This is a genomic window from Pseudomonas sp. MF08817 (assembly GCF_059862705.1).
This window is the reverse complement of sequence record NZ_JCBCUY010000020.1, coordinates 70169-88678: the sequence shown is the minus strand read 5'-3', so window position 1 is coordinate 88678 and position 18510 is coordinate 70169. Positions and strand designations below refer to the sequence as shown.

Here is an 18510-nt window from a genome sequence, read left to right as displayed (position 1 = left end):
TGGTTCCGGCACAAGCCTGTTCCCGCGTCACGTCAAAAGTTGTACTCAGCCCCCGCCCCCGCATACCACGAGCGCCCCGGCGCGGCTTCGTAGTAGCGGTGGTTGCCGTCGCCGACGATCACCGAGCCCACGTACTGGCGGTCCAGCAGGTTGTCCAGGCGTAGGGTCTGGTGGAAGGTCCAGTGCTGGGCCTTCTGCTCGAAGCGGGCGCGCCAGTTGAACACGCTGTAGGCCGGGGCCGCGCGCTGCTGGTTGGTGTCTTCGACGTAGACCTTGCTGCGGTACAGGCCTTCGACGGCGGTGCTGACCCAGTCCCGGGGTTTCCAGTTCAGCTCGGCGAAGAGGGTGGTTTGGGGCACGCCGGGCAGGTAGTTGCCTTTGTCGACCGGGGTTTTGGCGTTGCCGCTGACAAAGTCGCTGTCATAGGTGGCCTGCAAGCGGGTGTAGGCCAGGCTGGTGCTCCAGTGCTCGCTGAGTTGGCTTTCCAGGCCCAGCTCGAAGCCGCGGCGCAGGGTGCGGCCGGCGTTTTGATAGCTGGTGCGGCCAGCGTCGGAGCCAGCCACCACCAACTCATCCTCGGTGGTGATCTGGAACACCGCGGCGTTGATTCGCGTGTCCTGGCCGACCTTGGCTTTGAGGCCGATTTCGTACTGGGTACTTTGCGAGGGCTTGAGGCCGAAGTTGAAGCCTTCGTCGCCGCCGGGGGCGTAGGCCAGTTCGGCCTGGGTCGGGGTCTCGAAGCCTTTGCCGGCGCTGACGTAGCCGTGCAGGTTCTCGGTGAAGGCGTACAGGGCGCTCATGGACGGTGTGGTTTTCTGGTAGCGCTTGTTGCCGCTGGCGTCGCCGTTGCTGAGGAACTTGTCGTCAACGTCCATTTCCATGGTGCTGTGGCGCAGGCCGGCTTGCAGGGTCCAGCGGCCCAAGGCCCAGTTGGCCTGGATATAGGGGTCGAGGCTGCGGGCGGTGTCCACTTCGTCGCGACGCTCCTCGCCCTTGACCCCCAACTGGCTGCCTTTGTAATTCTGGTAGCCGTGGCGGTCGTCCTGGCTCTGGTCGAAGTCCAGGCCGCCGATCAGCGTCAGCTCGCCGGCCACGCCATCAACCGGTTGCAGCCAGCGCACGCCGGCGCCGTAGAAGGTGCGGTCGAACTGCACCACGCCGCCACCGCCGCGTTCGTTGGCGGGATTGGGGATGGTCTCGCCCTTGTCGTTTTTAATCGTCTTGGGAATCGACAGGTACTGAATCACGCTGCGCTGCCCGGTGTAGGCGTTGACCTGCAAGGTCGCGTCGCCGATATAGCGTTCGTAGTTCATGCCCAGTTGCTGGTGGTCGATGCTTTTGCGGGTGTTGTAGTTCAGGGCGTTCGGCGTCACCGAGCGCGGGTCGGCCTTGTACCCCGCCCAGGTCTGGCCCAGCGGGTCCTGGGTGCCGTTCTGTTCCAGGCTGCTGTAGATCAGCGCCATCTTGCTGTCATCGTCGGGCTTGAAGTTGAGCTTGGCGAAGGTCTGGTCGCGGCGTGCGCTGCTGTGGTCGCGGTAGCCGTCGGTGTCCAGGCTGGAGGCATCGAGGACAAAGCCTGCGCCCTCCACCGCGCCTTCGGCGCTGAGGTGGTTGCGGTTCAGGCCATCGCTGCCGAACAGGGTTTCGGCGCCGATGCGCGGCGGGCCTTCGCCCTCGCGGGAGAACATCTGGATCACTCCGCCGGCGTTGCTGCCGTACAGGCTGGCGGCCGGGCCGCGCAGCACTTCGATGCGCTCGGCGGTGTCGAGGTTGAACGTGGCAGCCTGGCCCTGGCCGTCCGGGGTGCTGGCGGGGATGCCGTCGGCGATCAGCTTGATGCCGCGCACGCCGAAGGCCGAGCGGGCGCCAAAGCCGCGGGAGGAAATCTGCAAGTCCTGTGCATAGTTCTGGCGGTTCTGCACCACCAACCCCGGCACGCGTGACAGTGCTTCGGAGGCGTTGATGCCCAGTTGGCCGTCGCTGATCTGCTCGCGGCTGATGGCGTCCACGGAGTAGGGCAGGTCAAAGCTGGAGCTGATACTGCGCGAGCCGCTGACCACGCTGGGGTCGAGCTCCAGGGCGGGGCTTTGGGCATGGCTGGTGCCGATAAAGCCCCACAGCGTGAGGAGGACGAAAGGGGCGCGGGCAACTGTTTTCATTGGGGTGGTAAAGGTCCGTAGTGGGCCGCACGCAGGGTGGCGGCAAAAAAAGGGGCGCGAGTGTAACGATTGATGAGCGTGGCGGGCGGATTTATTTAGCACCCTATCGTTATTGACGGCCTCGCCATACTGTCCTTTGGTGGCGGTGGCGCGGGAAAAAGTCCCGGCGCGTCGCGCCCCTGTGAGCAGGGTAGCTGGCGAGTAGCGAACCGGTAGGCTCGATGTTGCGCGCCTGGGCTGGCTGCCACAGGGCTTGGCCTGCGTCAAAGGCGTGTCTACAGACCCTGGCCTTATTAGGCTATAATCCCGCCCTTTTACTGCCTGTCGCCGCTGTGCGAGGGCACATTCATCTCGGGCGCCCGCCGCCCGCATGCAGACTTACTAGAGGCTAGACCCCTGTGGCATTGACGATTCTTGGCCTGTCCGGCGCCCTTAGCCATGATCCTTCCGCAGCCCTGTATATCGACGGCAAGCTGATCGCCGCGGCCGAAGAGGAGCGCTTCGTACGCGACAAACATGCAAAGAACCGCATGCCCTACGAATCGGCGAAATTCTGCCTGGAACAGGCCGGCATCAAGCCCGGCGACGTCGATGTGGTGGCGATTCCGTTCGCACCCATCAGCCTGTTCGGCAAGGCCCGCTGGCACTATGCCAAGCGCTATTGGTACGCCCCGGACCGCGCCCTTGACGCGATCCTGATGGGCAACCGGCGCTACAAGCGTTATCGCAACAAAATCGTCTGGTGCCTGGAGCAACTGGGCTTCGACCCGAAGAAGATCAAGATCGAGCCGGTCGAGCATCACCTGGCCCACGCCTCCAGCGCCTACCACTGCTCCGGTTTCAAAGAGAAAACCGCGATCCTGGGGATCGACGGCAAGGGCGAGTACGCCACCACGTTCTTCGGCTACGGCGAAAACGGCAAGATCCACAAGATCAAGGAATTCTTCGACCCGGATTCCCTGGGCGGCCTCTACGGCGCGATCACCGAGTTCCTCGGTTTCGAGATGCTCGACGGCGAGTTCAAGGTCATGGGCATGGCGCCCTACGGCGATGCCAGCAAGTACGATTTCTCGCGTTTGGCCTCGTTCGAGAATGGCGAGTTGGTGATTAACACCGACTACGCCAACGTCATTGGCCTGCGTCGCTACAAAGAGAACGGCAAGGGCTTTTACTTCTCGCCCAAGCTGATCGAGTGGCTGGGCCCCAAGCGCGAAGGCGATATCGCCGACGAGCCGTACATCCACTACGCCGCGAGCATGCAAGCGCTGTTCGAGAAACTGGCGTTGCAGATGATCGACTACTACCTGGGTGACGTGCTCAAGGAAACCGGCAAGCTCGCTTTCGCCGGCGGCTGTGCGTTGAACGTCAAGCTGAACCAGAAAATCATCGCGCGCGATGACATCAAGGAACTGTTCGTGCAGCCTGCATCCGGTGACGCCGGCACTGCGGTAGGTGCCGCAGCCTATGTGTCCCATGCCCGTGGCGTGCCGGTGGAGAAGATGGAGCACGTCTACCTCGGCCCTTCCTACAGCAACGAAGACGTGATCGCGGCCTGCGCCCGTCACCCGAGTGCGCCAACGTGGCGCAAGCTCGACAACATGCCGGAAAAAATCGCCAAGATCATGGTGGATGGCAATCCGGTGGCCTGGTTCCAGGGCCGCATGGAGTTCGGCCCACGTGCCCTCGGTGGGCGCTCGATCATCGGTTGCCCAAGCGCCACCGGCGTGGCGGACCGAATCAACCACCAGATCAAGTTCCGCGAGCGCTGGAGGCCTTTCTGCCCGTCCATGCTCGACACCGTCGCGCCGCAGATGATTAAGGTCGATCACCCGGCGCCGTTCATGACCTTCACTTTCGAAGTGGCCGAGGAGTGGAAAACCCGCGTGCCGGAGGTGGTCCACGAAGACGGTACATCCCGCGCCCAGGTGCTCAAGCGCGATTACAACCCGCGTTACTACGACATGATGAAAGCGCTGGAGGTGCTGACCGGCAATGGCGTGTCGTTGAACACCTCGCTCAACCGCCGTGGCGAGCCGATGATCTGCTCGCCCACCGATGCGCTGAATATGTTCTTCGGCTCGGATCTGCAGTACCTCATCATGGAAGACATTTTGGTGGTCAAGGATGGCGCGGACGACTACACCGTTGACTGAGTTACTGATTAGCGTTGTTATCCCGGCCTACAACTACGCCAAGACCTTGCCTCGTGCGGTGAACTCGGTGTTGGCGCAGCTAGGGCAGGCGAACGCAGAGCTTTTGGTCATCGATGATGGCTCCACGGACGAAACTCCTCAGGTGCTGGAGCACTTGCAGGATGAGCACCCGGGGCTTTTTCGCGTGATACGCAAGGTCAATGGCGGCCTGGCTTCTGTGCGTAACCTGGGCATCCTGAAGGGGAAGGGACAGTACCTGATCTTTCTTGACGCCGATGACGAGATGGCGCCGGGGGCGCTGAAGGCAGTGACGCAGCATATTGCGGCCGCTCCCCAGACGCGGTTGATTATCGGCGGCCATTGGTCGGTGTTCGAGGACGGCTCCCGTACGCTGCATCACGTTAAGCCTTTGCCCGTCACGGCGCGCGAACGGGTGCGTGGGTACTTGCTGGACAAGACCGTGTCGCTGTCCAATGGCGCCTGCGCCATGCACCGCGAGGTGTTCGCGCCTGGTAATTATCCCGAGCATTTGCGTAACGCCGAAGACCTGCCGGTGTTCGCCCAGGTGCTGGCGCGGTTCCCGTGCAGTGTGCTCGACCAGCCATTGGCACTGATCTACAAGCACCCGGGCAGCATGCGCCACGACCTCAAGCAGAGCCTGGCGGCCGGTGTGGGCATGGTGGAGGAAGTGTTTTCCCCGGCGCGCATGCCCGCTGATTTGCAGGACTTGCGCCAGGCGTTCCTGGCCCAGCGCTGCCTGTCGTTGTTCCGCGATTGCTACAGCGCGGGTGATTACGCCAATGCCAGGAAGTTCTATGCCCTGGCCGTGCGCACGGACTGGCGTTCGCTGATGCGCTGGTCCTATACCCGCAAGGCCATCCGATTGCTTTTCGCGTGAGTGTGTTGATGCCTATACAGGGAAGTTGGGCACAAAAGGCCCGTGAGCTGGATCGTTATCGCTGGAAACTGCTGCGCGAGCGCCATGGTCGCTGCGCCAGTGCCCTGCGTTTGCTGCGCGACTTTCTGGTGGATGTGGCAGTTGGCGTCCGTGCCAGGCTGTGCTTGAGCCGCGTGCTGGAACCGACGCCTTGCGAGGTGCTGTTGCTGCACTCGGCGCCCAAGTCCATGGCGTTGCAGCGCAAGAACATTCTGATCGACGCGGTGCGCCATCGGGGCCTGCAATTGGCCGAGGCGGCGCTGCGCTCGGCGCCGGAGTCCTGCGCCAAGCGCATGCTGTTGGCACCGCCCGAACCGGTGCCGTTGCGCTATCTGGCCTACGCGGCCCACGCCCAATGGCTGGTCAGCCAGTATCAGCCCAAAGTCCTTGTCAACGAGCGCAACGGCAGCCTGCACGCGCCTTTCCTGCGTTTGGCGCTGGCGGCGCGTGGGGCCACGCTGCTGCAATTGGCGCACTCGGCGACCCTAGAGCCTTCGCGGCGCCTGGCGATGAACGATTTCGACTATTACGGTGTGTTTGGCCGCAGTTCGCTGATGGCGTTGCAGGCACGCGGCTTGCGCTTTGGTGAGTCCACCGTGGTGTTGGTGGGTTCCTACCTGGCTGATGAAACCTACGATTTGCCAGTGGCTGATCCCGCGCTCAAGACGCTGCTGATCCTCGGTGTCGGTCCGGACCGGGAGAAAGAGCCCGGTTACCAACGCACCTACGCCTTACTGCGCGACTGGGCCGCGGCACACGGGCATTATCGCGTGCTGTTCAAGCGCCACCCGCGCAGCAAGGCGCAGTTCTGGAGTGAGGCGGCGGCGAGCCTGGGCAATGTCGAGTTGTTGGCGCCGGCCTGTACCTTGGCCGATGCGTTGGCGCAGTCCAGTGTGGTGGTCAATATCATGTCCAACGCCGGGTTGGAGGCGGGCTTGGCTGGGCGGCCGGTGATCTATGTGAATGCCGGGGATGACGCGGATATCTTTTCCCACGAGCAGTTTTTCGGCGCTCAGGTGCGCGATGGCGAGGTGTTTTCCCGCCGCTTGCAGGCGCTGGAGCTCGATTATCCGGGGCATGTCGCCCAGGCCCGGGCCTTTGCCGATTTCCACTTGGTGTACGGTTCGCAGGGGCTGGCTAAAACCGTGCAACTGGTGGACCTCCTGGCGCGCGGCGAAGACCCGGCCAGGGTCTTCGAGACGATTACCCTGGCCGCCGTAGGCTGACGCCTCAGGCGTTGAGCGCCAGGCTCAATTCCCTTTCGTTGCACACACGCTGATGAGCCAGGTAATGCTCCAGAAACTGGTTGTCTTGGAGCAGCCACGCACGGTCCTGGCGGTAGCGCAGCATGTGCTTGAAGTTGCGCAGGCGCAGGCTTTTGCGCAGCGGCTTGCGGTAGGTGCGCAGGTCGGCGATGTCGATCAAGCCCAGGGTGTTTTGCGGGGTCAGGACCACGTTGCCCAGGTGCGCGGAGCGAAAGTAGACGCCCGCTTCATGCAGGCGCGCGATGAAGGTGCCCAATTGCCCGCGCAGGCCTTCGTGGCCCGGGGCGGCGAGCAACTGGCGTAGGGTCTGGCCAGGGAGCGGGTCGTAGTGCACGGCGTCTCGCTCGACGCTGGGAATGCGGTAGACCTGGCGCACGCGGGGGCACTCGATGGCGCGCTCGCGCAACGCCTGGCAATTGTCGGCGAAACGCTGTGCGTAAGGCGCCCATAGGGCCGAGGTGAGCAGGCGTTTACGGCGGAATAGCTTGAGCATCGAACCATCGGCCAGGCGCAGGACTTTATCCCCTTTACCATCGGCTTCGAGAACGTCGGCGCCCTCGCGCAGGTTGAGGTAGAGACTGTGGTCGAGCGTTTGCATCAAGGCTCCGGGCTTGGCCTGACAGAATGGGCAGCCGGCTATGGTAGCGCAGTGGGCATGCGGCCAAAACCGCTGTGCTACAATCGCCGCCCTTTTTCAGGCAAATTGGCTCGTATTGCGTGGATCCCACGGTTCTTGTGCGCTCCAGGCACCGCTGGTTTTCTCCCGCTGAGCATTTCTAGCTTCTACCCTTTCTGCACAAATCAGCGAGCAACAGGGAATTGTTGTCGACGAACCTGTTGTACGCGCTTGTGTCGTATTGGCGAGATAGATGCGGTCTTTTTTGGACACCCTATGACGACAATGCTGTTCATTTCCTTGGCCAAACACCAGGGTCTGTATTTCAATCGTTTGCTTAACGAGACCGAGCTGGAAGGCAAAATCGTCATGCCTGCCCAGATGCCCTGGCCTCGGTTGTCGCGGCTCTTCAGCGTGCTGCCGCGCATCGACTGGGCGAGCCTGGTCGAGGAAAAGTGCGAAGAACGGCGGGTCAAAGACAAGACCGCGGGGCGCCTGTACCGGGCCCTGTTGCGCCTGGAACTACTGTGGGTGGCCTTGCGTGCCCAGGCCCTGCTGGACCGCGAACGCCCCCAGGCGCTGGTGTTCTGGAACGGTTCCCACCGCTATTGTCGGCTGCTCGCGGCGCTGGCTCCCGAAGGCTGCAAAACCTTCTTTTTCGAGAATGGCCTGCTGCCCAGCACCACGACCCTGGATGAGCACGGAGTCAATTACCTCAACTCCGTGCCACGGGAGGCCGAGTTTTACCGCAACTACCCCTATCCCGTGGCGCAGGACAGCGCCCCAGCCGTGCTGATTCCACGCAAGCCCCGTACCGAGGGCCCGGCGCCGATCGAGTTGCCGCAACAGTTCATCTTTATTCCGTTTCAGGACGACCGCGACAGCCAGGTGCGTTTGTTTTCGCCCTGGGTGCGCAATATGCGCGAGCTGTTCGCCCTGGGCGAACGCCTGGTCGAGCAGACGGGTGCAACCGTGGTGTTCAAGGAGCATCCTTCCAGCCGCGAGGTTTACCCCGACCTGCATGCGCGTACCCATGAGCGGCTGTTGTTCGCCAATGGCAACCCCACCCAGCAGTTGATCGAGGCCAGCCAGTTCGTCATTACCCTGAACTCGACCGTTGGCCTGGAAAGCCTGCTATTGGGTAAGCCGGTGCTGACGCTGGGTCAGGCGTTCTTCACTATCGAAGGCTTGGTGATGCACGCTGACAGCGTCGATCAACTGCTGGCGTTGGTGCGGGCCTATCCACAGTGGCCATTGGATGAGTCGCTGCGGCGCAATTTCTTGCACTACTTGACTGAACACTACTGCATCAAGGGCGCCTGGAAAGAGGCGGATGCAGCTCATTTGCGGCAAGTGGCCAATCGGATGCTGGGTAAGACAGGTTGCTGAAAAGCATGAAAAAACTGTTTGCAAAGGATGTGCTGGCGGTGTGGGCATCCCTGGGCTTGATCGTGATGCTGTGCGGGGCATGGGTCTTGCCGAGCAACAAGCTCTATCACCAACTGCTGACCCTTTTACTATGGCTGCCGGCTGTATTGGCGCTGTTGCATCGCGATGTACGGCGGATGCTCAAGCAGCCGGAATGGTGGCTCTTTGCTGCGTTCATGGTTTGGACCCTCGTGGTGCTGGCGTTCAAGGGGGGCGAGGATGTGATCGGCAAGGCCAAGGTGACGTTGTATGTGGCCCTGACGTTGCTGGGCATCGTGCTGGCCGCGCAGAGTCCGAAGTGGCGCGTAGAAGCGGTGTTGTTCTATTCCTCTATCCTGGGTGGTGTGTTCGCGTTGGTTTCGCTGACGTCCTTCTATCTGTTGGCGGAACAACCGATCAAGGGACGGCTGGTGGCTGTCGGTCTATGGGATACCGCGATCATGGCGGCCCACGCCGTGGGCGCCTTGGCGATTCTCGGGCTGTGCGTCGTCCAGGCCCGGCGCTGTTCGCCTTGGGTCATGCTGCTATTGTTGATTCCGGCGTTCGGCTATGTGGCGTTCCTGGGCTTTAGCCAGACCCGTGGGGTGTGGATCGCCCTGGCGACCTGTTTGCTGGTGATGAGCGTGGCGCGGCCCTCGCGCCTGGGCACAGGGCTGGTGGCTCTGGCGGTACTGGGGTTGGCGGTCATTGCCTTGCTCCAGCCGCACATCCTGTTGCAGCGCGGGTTGTCGTACCGCCCGCAGTTGTGGGGCGGGGGCATGCAGTTGCTGCTCGACCACTGGGCGATGGGGCTGGGGTTTCATGAGTATTGGATCCCTGTCGAACAACTGGACCGAGCGTTCAAGCACCCCCACAACCTGTTCCTGGACACCGGCGTGCGCGAAGGCGTGATCGGCCTGCTGCTGTTCGGCTGGCTGTGGTTGGCGGCGGGTTGGCGCGGCTGGACTTGTCGGGCACAGCCGCTGGGCCGGGCATTGCTGGCGCTGTGGGTGTTTGCCGGGGCGTCGCTGATGACCGATGGCATCGGGCTTTGGCTCAAGCCCAACGCAGACTGGTTGATTACCTGGTTGCCGATTGGCTTGAGCATGGTGCTGGCGGCGCGGGTGCGTTGTGAAACCGACGCTAATGCAGTGGCTTCCCCGCCTTAGTCAATGTTGGTAGGGGTTCGCTGTTACAATCCGCAGCTTGTCTGTCTTTTCAAATGTACGAGGCGTGCCGAATGGCCAATTCCGACCAGCAATCGAGTATGAAGATCTACCTGCGGTTGCTGAAATACGTGCTCCCGTACTGGGGCGCTTTTGCCATCAGTATTGTTGGTTTCGTGCTCTTCGCCTCCAGCCAGCCGATGCTGGCGGACATGCTCAAGCACTTCCTCGATGCCCTGCAAAAACCCAACGACACCAAGTTTCTCGGTGTCTCACTGGTGCTGGGGGTGCCGCTGTTGATCGTGCTGATTGCGATATACCAAGGCGTCGGCTCGTTCCTGGGCAACTACTACCTGGCCAAGGTTGCCCGTGGCGTGGTCCACGACTTGCGCTGCGCGCTGTTCGACAACCTGCTGACCCTGCCCAACCGCTATTTCGACAACCACAACTCCGGGCACCTGATTTCGCGCATCACCTACAACGTGACCATGGTCACCGGCGCCGCGACCGACGCCATCAAAGTGGTGATCCGCGAAGGCCTGACGGTGGTGTTCCTGTTCGGCTACCTGCTGTACAGCAACTGGAAAATGACCCTCGTCCTGCTCGCGATCCTGCCGATCATCGCCGTGCTGGTAAGCAGCGCGAGCAAGAAATTCCGCAAGCAAAGCAAGAAAATCCAGGTGGCCATGGGGGATGTCACCCACGTTGCCTCAGAAACTATCCAGGGCTACCGCGTGGTGCGCAGCTTTGGTGGCGAAACCTATGAAATCGAGCGCTTCCACAAGGCCAGCGCCGACAACATGAACCGCAGCCTGGGCATGACCCGCACCCAGTCGATCTACACCCCCGTACTGCAACTGGTGATCTACATCGGCATGGCCGTGTTGATGTACCTGGTGCTGTACATGCGCGGCGACGCTTCGGCGGGCGAACTGATTGCCTACATCACTGCCGCCGGCCTGCTGCCCAAACCGATCCGCCAGTTGTCCGAAGTCAGCGCCACGATCCAGAAGGGCCTGGCGGGTGCCGAGAGCATCTTCGAGCAGCTCGATGAAACGCCGGAAGTCGATACCGGCACCAAGGAAATGCAACGGGTCAGCGGCCGCCTCGAGGTGCGCAACCTGAGCTTCCAATACCCGGGCACCGACAAGGTCGTGCTCAACGACATCTCCTTCACCGCCGAAGAAGGCCAGATGGTGGCCCTGGTCGGCCGCTCGGGCAGCGGCAAGTCCACGCTGGCCAACCTGATCCCGCGCTTCTACCACCACGACAAGGGCCACATCCTGCTCGACGGGGTGGATGTCGAGGAATACAAACTGACCAACCTGCGCCGCCATATCGCCCTGGTGACGCAGCAGGTGACCCTGTTCAATGACAGCGTGGCCAACAACATCGCCTATGGCGACCTCGCCGGCGCGCCGATGGACGATGTGCGCAAGGCGGCCGAAGATGCCTACGCCGCTGAGTTCATCGAGCAGATGCCCCAGGGCTACGACACCCTGGTAGGCGAGAACGGCGTGCTGCTGTCCGGCGGCCAGCGCCAGCGCCTGGCGATTGCCCGGGCTCTGCTCAAGAATGCGCCGTTGCTGATTCTCGACGAGGCCACCTCGGCCCTCGACACCGAGTCCGAGCGCCATATCCAGGCCGCCCTCGATCAGGTGATGAAAAACCGCACCACCCTGGTCATTGCCCACCGCCTCTCGACCATCGAAAAAGCCGACCTGATTCTGTTGATGGACCAGGGCCGCATCGTCGAGCGCGGCACCCATGCCGAGTTGCTGGCGCTCAACGGCTTCTATGCTCGCCTGCACGAAAAAGACTTCGTCGAAGGCACCGACGAAGCGATGACGGAGTCCCTGGCTTGATCCTGAGTTACTGGCGTGGTTGGCGGGAAAACGGTTGGACGCCCATCGATGCCTCGGCCTATGCCCAGGCCTGGCAGGCGTTTGGTGGCAGCGTGGCGACTCACCCGCAAGTGGTTGAGCGGCTGTCCGGGCTGGCGGGCATTGCCGTGCGCTACCTGGGGTGGTTCGTCGAGGGCGAGTTGTGCGCCGCGATGCCGACCTGGGGCCGCCATGTCGCGTTGTCCAAGGACGTGCTCAAGCACCAGGGCAAGCGCGGCTTGTTCGACCTGGGCAACGCCGAGATCATCCTTCCGGCCGCCGATGACGCCCGCGCTCGCGTACGTCACCGCATGCGCTACGTTTCCGAACTCAACGCCGCCAACCTCACCGGCCTACGCGAGCAAGCCGAAGGCCTGGCGCTGGCTCGCCAGCCCGAGGATTACAGCAAGAAATTCCGCTACAACCAGCGCCGCGAACAGCGACTGTTGGAAGATGCCGGTGGCAGCATCCGCCCCATGCTTGAATTGAACGCCAGCGAACAGGCGGCGATCTACGCCGATCTGTTTCAACGTCGGTGGGGTTTCGAGGCGCCGGGTAAAGCCCGGCTCACTGAAGTCTTCAGCCTGATGCGCGAGTTCATGACCGGCTCGCTCATCTACCTCAACGATGAACCGGTGGCGGTGCAAATCCTCTACCGCGTCGAGGCGCCCAAGTGGGTCAGCCTGGAGTACATCAACGGTGGGGTCGACCCGCAGAACCGCGAGTTCAGCCCTGGCAGCGTGCTCAGCTTCGTCAACACCCAGGCTGCCTGGGAAGAGGCGCGGGCGTTGGGCAAGCCGCTGCGCTACTCGTTCGGCCGCGCCGACCGGGAATACAAGGACCGCTGGTGCCACCGGGTGCCGGTCTACCAGGTGTGAGCGAGGTTATGCAGCCATGAGTGGACGCAAGCAACAGTTGCTCAAGCGCCATCGCCAACGCAAACGCCTGCTGCTGCTGGGCGCGTTGCTGGCGACGCTGGCATTCGGGCTGCTGGTAGCCTGGTGGCCGTTGCCGCTGTTCCTGCTGCTGGGCTGGATCGCCCATGAAGCCTGGTTCGCCGACCACCTGTTCTACGCCCCGGGTGATGATTACCGCTACGACTTCCCGCCCGGCACGCCGCAGTTTCCCGTGGCCCTGGCCAACGGCGTCCTGCGCGTGGAGGGCAACTTCGCCACGGCGCAAACCCTGGTCCTGCAGGTGTGGGTCAAGAGCCACTGGCTGGGGCGCCTGCTCGACCCGCAGGTGTGGATCGGCGACGACCGCCAGGACCTGGAGCGTGGCGTGGCGGGGGTGCGCTTCCTCAACCTCTCTGGGCAGGAGCAGGCCTTGGCGGCCGGTACCTTGCGCCTGCGCGGGCGCTTTTGTCGCCTGGCCCCGCAGGCCACCCTCCATGCCTTGAGCAACCCGGATTTCGCCCAGCAACGCCTGCTGGTCATCGCCCCCCATGCGGACGATGCCGAACTGGCGGCATTCGGCCTTTACAGCCGGGCCGCCGAGGTGGCCATCGTCACCCTGACCCAGGGCGAGATCGAAGCCGAACGCTTTCGCGACATGGGCCTGGACGCCGCCGAGGCGGCGCGGCTCAAGGGGCGCCTGCGCAGTTGGGACAGCCTCGCGGTGCCGTTGTGGGGCGGTGTGGCGCAACACAACTGCGTGCAACTGGGCTATTACTGCCTGCAATTGCCGGCCATGGCGCAACAGCCCGAGCAGGCGTTCGGTTCTCGTGAGTCGGGGCAAAGCGATATCCGCACCGTGCGCCAGCACAACGCCATGCGCCTGCCCGGCGATGTCGATGGCCAGCCTACCTGGCGCAACCTGGTGGCCGACCTGGCCCAATTGCTGGAACAGCATCGCCCCGAGGCGGTACTCACGCCCCACCCTGAGCTCGACCCCCACAGCGATCACGTGGCCAGCACTCGCGCCTTGATGCAAGCCATCGAGCAGAGCACCTGGCGCCCACGCACTCTGTTGCTTTACGCCAATCACCTGCACGACAACGACCGCTGGCCCATGGGCCCGGCGGGCTACGGCATCGCCCTGCCGCCGACCATCGAAGCGCTGCCGGCCGATGGCCTGTGGAGCCCGACCCTGAGCGCCGCGCAGCAGATGGACAAGGCCATGGCCCTGGGCATGCAGCACGACCTGCAGGGCCGGCCACCGTTCAAGCGCCGCGTGCGCCGCGTGATCCAGCGCCTGCTGGCCGGGCGCCGCTGGCCGCGTACCGGCGAGGACGAGTTCTTCCGCAAAGCGGTGCGCCGCCACGAACTTTTCTGGGTGCGCCCACTCGGCCCCCTGCCACCGGATGACCGCCGCTGAGCCTTGGCTCAGGTGCGGCCGCACACTTTCGCTATGTTATTATCCGCGACGCTTTTATCGCCCCTGGAGTCTCCATGAAGTTATCCATGCCACGTTTTGAACAGGCCCCTGTCCTGGTGGTCGGCGATGTCATGCTTGACCGTTACTGGCATGGCGGCACCTCACGGATCTCCCCTGAGGCGCCCGTACCCGTCGTCAAGGTTGAGCAAATCGAGGACCGCCCCGGCGGTGCCGCCAACGTTGCATTGAACATCGCTGCCCTCGGCGCCCCGGCCTCGCTGGTGGGTGTCACCGGTGACGACGAAGCCGCCGATAGCCTGGCCAACAGCCTTGAAGGCGCGGGTGTGCGCGCCTTGTTCCAGCGCATCGCCCACCAGCCGACCATCGTCAAGCTGCGGGTCATGAGCCGTCACCAGCAACTGCTGCGCATTGATTTTGAAGAACCTTTCGCCACCGACGCCCTGGCCCTGGCCGGCGAAGTCGACGCGTTGCTCGAAGGCATCAAGGTGCTGGTGCTGTCGGATTACGGCAAAGGCGCCCTGAAAAACCATCAGGCATTGATCCAGGCTGCTCGTGCCAGGGGGATTCCGGTGCTGGCCGACCCCAAGGGCAAGGATTTCTCGATTTACCGTGGCGCCAGCCTGATTACCCCCAACCTCAGCGAGTTCGAGACCATCGTGGGTGGTTGCGCCGATGAGCATGAGTTGGTGAGCAAAGGCGCTACGTTGATGCGTGAGCTGGAACTGGGCGCGTTGCTGGTGACCCGTGGCGAGCACGGCATGACCTTGCTGCGCCCCGAACATCCGCCGCTGCACCTGCCGGCCCGCGCCCGTGAAGTGTTCGACGTGACCGGTGCCGGCGACACGGTGATTTCCACCCTGGCCGCCGCTATTGCTGCCGGTGAAGACTTGCCCCACGCCGTGGCCCTGGCCAACCTGGCGGCGGGCATCGTGGTCGGCAAGCTCGGCACGGCGGCCATCAGCGCCCCGGAACTGCGTCGCGCCATCCAGCGCGAAGAAGGCTCCGAGCGTGGGGTGTTGAGCCTTGACCAATTGCTGTTGGCCATCGACGACGCCCGCGCCCACAACGAGTCGATCGTGTTCACCAACGGCTGCTTCGACATCCTCCACGCCGGCCACGTGACCTACTTGGAGCAGGCCCGTGCCCAGGGCGACCGACTGATCGTCGCCGTCAATGACGACGCGTCGGTCACCCGCCTCAAAGGCCCGGGCCGGCCGATCAACAGCGTCGATCGGCGCATGGCTGTGCTCGCCGGGCTCGGTGCAGTGGATTGGGTTATCAGTTTCCCTGAAGGCACTCCGGAAAACCTGCTGGCCCAGGTCAAGCCGGACGTGCTGGTCAAGGGCGGCGATTACGGGATCGACCAAGTGGTCGGCGCCGACATCGTCAGCGCCTATGGCGGCAAAGTGAAGGTGTTGGGCCTGGTGGAAAACAGTTCCACCACCGCCATCGTCGACAAAATCCGCAGCCGCTGATGGTTGTAGCAAGCGAGCGTGCCCGCGCTGGAGTGCGCAGCGCTCCTGATTCGGTGTTGTAGCGGCCACAGATTTAGGGTCGCTACGCAAGCCCGCTTGCTACCTAAGACAACAGTGTCAGTGCCCGCCACCGGGCACGATTTTCTTCAGCAACTGCCGCGCCTTGCCCGTCAGGCGGCTCAGGCCCGAGGCGTTGGTCGGTGCGCTCAAGCCTTGCTGCTTGAGCCACTCCTTCCACTTGATCCGCTCATCGCGCACCACCCAGCCTTCCTGGCGGGCGAAGCTTTCGGCCAGGTACAGGCCGCGGGTGCTGGCCGGGTGCAGTTGATCCTTCTTCAAGGTGTACAACTCGGCGCAAGGCTGGCCGTCCGTCAGGGGCATCAGGTACAGGTCCGGGCGCTTGCGATCCAGGCGTGCCACCAGTTGATCGCCCTCCAGCCGCTCCTCGACATGGAACAAGCTCAAGGACTTGGCTTCGCGCGGCACTTCCAGGCGCAGGTCGTAGATCAACTGTAACGACGCCGTGGGCAGGTGCACGTAGGCCCGCGGCCGTTCGATCAGCGGCAGGCTGGCATTGCGCACCGGGCGCGCCGAGCCGGACAGCGGCGAGAGACGAAAGGGCAGGGCTTCGCGGTAATGCAGCGCGGCGGCGTAGGGCGCCGGCAGCCAGGTGTCATTGAAGCGCCCGCCGAGCCAGCCTTCGGGGGTTTCCAGCAGGCATTCCTCGGCGATTTCCTGGATGGCGGTGTGCAGCGGCAGGTTCAATTCGTGGGCCGGGACGTAGCCGGAAATCAGCTTGAGCACCACATCGCCACGGTCCTGGCGACGCTGGCGCACCAGCACCCAGTAATCGCGGTTTTGCCAGTGCAGGGTCAGGCGCACCGAAACCCCCAGGTTGGCCAGCTCCACGGCAAAGCGTTCGGTATCAGCCACCGCCACCGGGCGGCGGCGTTGCAGGGTCTGGGCGAAATTGAGCGGCATGCCGATGCTCTGGTAGCTCAGGCCTTCGGGCGTGGCCTCTACGAACAGCGGCAGGGTCTTGAAGTTACTGGGGTTTTTTCTGATGAGCGTGCGCGACATGTCGGCTCCTTCTTGCGTTGGGCACGGCGTTAGCGACTACCTAATACCTTGGCGACGGTCGCCACATTGTGGGCGAGGTGCAGCGGGTTGATGGTCCCGACGATAGCACTGGCCACACCGGGATGGCCAAACAGTAGCTCAAAACTGGCGCGCACCGGGTCCACGCCGGGCTCAAGGCAGACGTGGCCGCTGGCCAGGGCTTTTTTCACCAGGATGGCCTTGCCGTGGGCCGCGGCGTAATCGATCACCGCGCGCTCGGCCTGCTCGTTGAGGTTGTAGGTGACCATGGCGCAATCCCCTTGCTCCAGGGCTTTGAGGCCGCCCTCCACGGTTTTGCCGGAGAAGCCGAAGCCGCGGATCTTGCCCTCGGCCTTGAGGGCTGCAAGGGTCTGGTACACCTCGCTATCAGTGAGGATCGCCAGGTCGTTGCCGTCCGAGTGCACCAGCACCAGGTCGATCACCTCGGTTTCCAGGCGTTGCAGGCTGCGCTCCACCGAGCGGCGGGTGTGTTCGGCGCTGAAGTCGTGGCGCGACTGGCCGTTATCGAACTCTTCGCCCACCTTGCTGACGATCACCCACTGGTCACGCTGGCCGCGCAGCAGCGGGCCGAGGCGTTCCTCGCTACGCCCGTAGGCCGGCGCGGTGTCGATCAGGTTGATGCCCAGTTCGCGGGCCATTTTGAGCAGCCGGCGCGCGTCGTCGTCATCGGGAATGGTGAAGCCATTGGGGTACTTGACCCCTTGGTCGCGGCCCAGTTTGACGGTGCCCAGGCCCAGGGGCGAAACCATCAGGCCGGTGCTGCCCAGGGGGCGGTGGAAGGGGTGCAGGGTCGGTAGGCTCATGGCAGCAGTTGCTCCCAGGCAGGCACGCCCAGGGGCGGGCGTGGCAGTTCAGGCAACGGCGTGGGCGGATTCGCCACGATGCCGTCGCGTTGCAAGGCGTTGATGACCCGATCGGCGAAATCCGGCGCCAAGGCCAGTTTGGTCGGCCAGCCGACGAGTAGGCGCCCCTCTTCGGCGAGGAAGGCGTTGTCGGGGCGGCTCAGGCCCGATTGCTGGGGCTCGGCGCGATCCACCCGCAAGGTCGCCCAACGGGCGTCACTGAGGTCGACCCAGGGCAGTAACTGGCCCAGTTCCTTTTGTGCCGCGGCGATTTGCGCGGCGGGCTCGCGGGCCACGCCTTCGGCTTCGGCGAGGTCACCGCCCACGTACCAGACCCACTGGCCGTCGGCCGCCGGGTGGGTGGTCACGGTGATGCGCGGCTTCGGCCCGCCGCCCAGGCAGTGGGCGTACAGGGGTTTGAGGGTCGGGCCCTTGACCAGCACCATGTGCAGCGGCCGGCGCTGCATCAGTGGTTTGCTCTGGCCCAGGGCCGTGAGCAGTTCGGCGGTGCCGGCGCCGGCACTGAGGACGATGCGCTGGGCGCGGATCTCGCGGCCATCGACCCGCAGGCCCACCAGCACGTTGTGCTCCAGCCACGGCTCGATCACTTGGCCGGCGAGCAAACTGTCGCCGCCCAGTTCGGCCAGACGCTGGATCAGGCTCGGCACGTCCACCACCAGTTCGGCGAGGCGGTAGACCTTGCCCTTGAAGCGTTTGTCTTGCAGGGCCGGCGGCAGTTGCTCGCCCTTGACCTGGTCGACGCGGCCGCGCACGGCTTTGCTGGCGAAGAAACTGGTGAGGTTGCCGGCCAGGGTGCCGGGGGACCACAGGTAATGGGCGTCGGACAGCAGGCGCACGCCGGTGAGGTCCAGTTCGCCGCTACCGGCCAGGGCTTCGCGCCAGCGCCGCGGCATGTCGGCGATGGCTTCGGAGGCGCCGGTCAGTGCGCCATGCAGGGCGTACTTGGCGCCGCCGTGGATGATGCCTTGGGATTTCACGCTTTGCCCGCCGCCCAGGCTGGCGTTTTCCACTACCACAGTCGAAAAGCCCTGGCGCCGCAGCCGCGCATTGAGCCAGAGCCCGGCAACGCCTGCGCCGACGATCAGCACATCGGTGGAAATAGGGGATGGCATGGGGCGACCTCTGCGTTC

The 18510-nt window shown here is 63.8% G+C and carries 14 protein-coding genes; 9 read left to right on the top strand and 5 right to left on the bottom strand.

Annotated elements, in window-relative coordinates; all coding sequences use genetic code 11:
• Positions 1 to 32: 32 nt before the first annotated feature.
• Positions 33 to 2159, bottom strand: coding sequence for a TonB-dependent receptor family protein (locus AC19YR_RS14260; protein ID WP_500598934.1), 2127 nt, complete (start codon positions 2157 to 2159; stop codon positions 33 to 35).
• Positions 2160 to 2557: 398 nt separating this feature from the next.
• Between AC19YR_RS14260 and AC19YR_RS14255 the strand changes: the two genes are divergently transcribed.
• Genes AC19YR_RS14255 through AC19YR_RS14245 form a run of 3 tightly spaced genes read left to right on the top strand, consistent with a single transcriptional unit; the run spans position 2558 to position 6475 of the window.
• Positions 2558 to 4312, top strand: coding sequence for a carbamoyltransferase family protein (locus tag AC19YR_RS14255; protein ID WP_095109311.1), 1755 nt, complete (start codon positions 2558 to 2560; stop codon positions 4310 to 4312).
• Positions 4305 to 5210 carry a glycosyltransferase family 2 protein gene (locus AC19YR_RS14250; RefSeq protein ID WP_095109312.1) on the top strand — a complete coding sequence of 302 codons (906 nt, stop codon included), beginning with the start codon at positions 4305 to 4307 and terminating at the stop codon, positions 5208 to 5210. Before AC19YR_RS14255 ends, AC19YR_RS14250 begins: the two co-directional genes overlap by 8 nt.
• Positions 5211 to 5218: 8 nt before the next feature.
• Complete coding sequence (locus tag AC19YR_RS14245) at positions 5219 to 6475, top strand: capsule biosynthesis protein (RefSeq protein ID WP_095109313.1); 1257 nt, start codon at positions 5219 to 5221, stop codon at positions 6473 to 6475.
• Between the two features lie 4 nt (positions 6476 to 6479).
• Here AC19YR_RS14245 and AC19YR_RS14240 read toward each other — a convergent pair whose 3' ends face one another.
• Positions 6480 to 7112: a BUD32 family EKC/KEOPS complex subunit gene (locus AC19YR_RS14240; RefSeq protein WP_095109314.1), complete on the bottom strand. Its 633-nt coding sequence runs from the start codon at positions 7110 to 7112 to the stop codon at positions 6480 to 6482.
• A 294-nt stretch (positions 7113 to 7406) separates the two neighbouring features.
• Here AC19YR_RS14240 and AC19YR_RS14235 point away from each other — a divergent pair, with 294 nt between their 5' ends.
• The 6 genes from AC19YR_RS14235 (at position 7407) to hldE (ending at position 15398) form a co-directional block, all read left to right on the top strand.
• Positions 7407 to 8519 carry a capsular polysaccharide export protein, LipB/KpsS family gene (locus tag AC19YR_RS14235; protein ID WP_095109315.1) on the top strand — a complete coding sequence of 371 codons (1113 nt, stop codon included), beginning with the start codon at positions 7407 to 7409 and terminating at the stop codon, positions 8517 to 8519.
• Positions 8520 to 8524: 5 nt separating this feature from the next.
• Positions 8525 to 9706, top strand: a complete 1182-nt coding sequence (locus tag AC19YR_RS14230) for an O-antigen ligase family protein (protein ID WP_095109316.1) — start codon at positions 8525 to 8527, stop codon at positions 9704 to 9706.
• A 71-nt stretch (positions 9707 to 9777) separates the two neighbouring features.
• Positions 9778 to 11568 carry a lipid A export permease/ATP-binding protein MsbA gene (msbA, locus tag AC19YR_RS14225; RefSeq protein ID WP_500598931.1) on the top strand — a complete coding sequence of 597 codons (1791 nt, stop codon included), beginning with the start codon at positions 9778 to 9780 and terminating at the stop codon, positions 11566 to 11568.
• Positions 11568 to 12464, top strand: a complete 897-nt coding sequence (locus AC19YR_RS14220; RefSeq protein WP_500598948.1) for a GNAT family N-acetyltransferase — start codon at positions 11568 to 11570, stop codon at positions 12462 to 12464. Before msbA ends, AC19YR_RS14220 begins: the two co-directional genes overlap by 1 nt.
• 16 nt (positions 12465 to 12480) lie before the next feature.
• Positions 12481 to 13902 (top strand): PIG-L deacetylase family protein, encoded by a 1422-nt coding sequence (locus tag AC19YR_RS14215; protein WP_500598929.1) that lies wholly within the window; start codon positions 12481 to 12483, stop codon positions 13900 to 13902.
• Between the two features lie 74 nt (positions 13903 to 13976).
• Positions 13977 to 15398 carry a bifunctional D-glycero-beta-D-manno-heptose-7-phosphate kinase/D-glycero-beta-D-manno-heptose 1-phosphate adenylyltransferase HldE gene (gene hldE, locus AC19YR_RS14210; protein ID WP_500598928.1) on the top strand — a complete coding sequence of 474 codons (1422 nt, stop codon included), beginning with the start codon at positions 13977 to 13979 and terminating at the stop codon, positions 15396 to 15398.
• A gap of 117 nt (positions 15399 to 15515) precedes the next feature.
• Here hldE and AC19YR_RS14205 read toward each other — a convergent pair whose 3' ends face one another.
• The 3 genes from AC19YR_RS14205 to AC19YR_RS14195 are packed head-to-tail and all read right to left on the bottom strand — an operon-like array spanning position 15516 to position 18492.
• Complete coding sequence (locus AC19YR_RS14205; protein WP_500598926.1) at positions 15516 to 16478, bottom strand: metal ABC transporter ATPase; 963 nt, start codon at positions 16476 to 16478, stop codon at positions 15516 to 15518.
• Between the two features lie 29 nt (positions 16479 to 16507).
• Positions 16508 to 17320, bottom strand: a complete 813-nt coding sequence (locus AC19YR_RS14200) for an aldo/keto reductase (RefSeq protein ID WP_500598925.1) — start codon at positions 17318 to 17320, stop codon at positions 16508 to 16510.
• Positions 17317 to 18492 (bottom strand): NAD(P)/FAD-dependent oxidoreductase, encoded by a 1176-nt coding sequence (locus AC19YR_RS14195; protein WP_095109322.1) that lies wholly within the window; start codon positions 18490 to 18492, stop codon positions 17317 to 17319. The genes AC19YR_RS14200 and AC19YR_RS14195 overlap by 4 nt, the downstream gene beginning before the upstream one ends.
• Positions 18493 to 18510: the final 18 nt, after the last annotated feature.